Origin of the sequence: Pseudomonas sp. MD195_PC81_125, assembly GCF_014060985.1 — a bacterium.
In the GTDB taxonomy this organism is placed as follows: Bacteria; Pseudomonadota; Gammaproteobacteria; order Pseudomonadales; family Pseudomonadaceae; genus Aquipseudomonas; species Aquipseudomonas parakoreensis.
This window is the reverse complement of the sequence record NZ_JABULD010000110.1, coordinates 1-1,794: the sequence shown is the minus strand read 5'-3', so window position 1 is coordinate 1,794 and position 1,794 is coordinate 1. Positions and strand designations below refer to the sequence as shown.

Genomic DNA, 1,794 nt, shown 5'->3' with positions numbered 1-1,794 from the left:
AGCGCGTTCGATCCGGCGCAGGCCAGGCACATCTGGAAAGTCGCGGCGACCGATTACGGCGAGTCGACGGTGGTGCTGCCAGCCCTCAGCGGTTTGCGCCTTCAGGCGCCGGGCACGCGGCTGGCGGTGCTTGATCTGGTGCCGGCGCAGTTGGCCAGGCAGGCGGAGCAGTGCATGTTTGATCTGGCATTGCACATCACCGAAGACGCGCCGCTGGATCTGCATCAGCGGGTGCTGTTCACCGAGCATTACGTGTTGGCCGGGCGTGTCGGGCATCCGGGTTTGAAGCGTAAGCCGACTCGCGAACAGTTCTGCGCGCTGGAACACGTGATGGTGTCGCGCGAGGGCGGCGGTTTTTTCGGGGTCACCGACAAGGCGCTGGCCGGAGGTCGGTCTGGCGCGCAAAGTGGTGTTGTCGGTGCCGCATTTTCTGATGGTGATGTCGGTGCTGGCCAGTACTGATCTGGTGGCGATGCTGCCGTCACGGCTGGTGCGCGGCAACCCGGCGTTGCAGGTGGTGGACGCACCGCTGCAGGTGCCGGGCTACGAAATGGCAATGTTCTGGGGCGAGCGCGCGCACCGCGACCCGGCACACAAATGGCTTCGCGAGCACTTGGCGGCGTCGGTGTGACGTATCAGGCGTGGCCAAGGGCAATCGCAAAAGACACCACGATCATGCACGCAAACGCAAAATTGAGATTCATCAGCTGTTCATCCTGAGCCTTTTTAAAGTGAGGCCATTCTGAACAGGGGCCATGCAAAGAAAAAATTCGGCCTGTTGATTCCAATGATCGAAACAATTGATACCCGCCGGTTTGTGTTTGCCCGAGGCTTTCGCTAGTCTCGGCAAAAAAAACCTGCAACTACAAGCACAAACAGGCAAAACCATGCACGATCATTCGGTCACCGAACTGCCCTCCCTGCGCCGGCAGAAAATCCTCCTGATTCTCGAACGCGACGGCAAGGTCATGGCCTCCGAGTTGAGCCAGCATTTCGCCGTGTCCGAAGACACCATTCGCCGCGACCTCGCCGAACTGGACAACGCCGGGCTGGTGCAGCGCGTGCATGGCGGGGCACTGCCACGGCCCAAGGACAGCGGCAAGGATTACTTCACCCGGCTGGATGAGACCGATGAGGTCAAAGTGCGGTTGGCGCAACGGGCAGCGCGAGAGGTGGAGGACGGGCAGATTGTGCTGTTCGATTCCGGCTCCACCACTTTGCAGGTGGCACGCTCGCTGCGGGCGGATATCCAGATCACCGCGGTGACCGCCGCGCCGATGACGGCCATCGCGTTGTCTGAGTACAAGGGCGTGAACGTGATTCTCGCCGGAGGGCAACTTAATCCGCGCACGATGGCGGCCGGCGGGCACGAGGCGGTGCGTATGCTGGCCGGGATCAAGGCGGATCTGGCCTTTACCGGCGTCTGCGCGATTCACCCGGAAGTGGGCATCACCTCGCTGCACTTCGATGAAGTGCCGGTGAAACAGGCGCTGCTCGACAGCGCGACGCGGGTGATTGCGGTGACCACGGCGGACAAGCTCGGGGCGGTCGAGCCGTTTGTGGTGGCGCCTTGTACTCGCCTGCATACGCTGATTACCGAGCGGCATGTGGCGTCGGGCAGTGTCGAGGATTATCGGCGATTGGGGATTGTGGTGGAGCAGTTGCCGGACTGAGGTTTTTTGCTGAGGCTGATGGCCTCATCGCTGGCAAGCCAGCTCCCACAGGTTTTGGTGGTGTACATGATGTTGAGTACGACACGGACACTGTAGGAGCTGCCGAAGGCTGCGATCTTTT

Annotated in this window: 1 protein-coding gene and 1 pseudogene; both read left to right on the top strand. The window is 61.5% G+C overall.

The window, feature by feature from the left end; all coding sequences use genetic code 11:
• A pseudogene (locus tag HT737_RS04865) lies at positions 1–631 on the top strand (LysR substrate-binding domain-containing protein); the annotation flags it as partial.
• A 256-nt stretch (positions 632–887) separates the two neighbouring features.
• Positions 888–1,673, top strand: a complete 786-nt coding sequence (locus HT737_RS04860) for a DeoR/GlpR family DNA-binding transcription regulator (protein ID WP_047293524.1) — start codon at positions 888–890, stop codon at positions 1,671–1,673.
• Positions 1,674–1,794 lie beyond the last annotated feature (121 nt).

What these genes read in the sequence shown, in the direction of transcription:
- HT737_RS04860 (WP_047293524.1), top strand. Translation starts at nt 888, where the DNA reads ATGCACGATCATTCGGTCACCGAACTGCCCTCCCTGCGCCGGCAGAAA.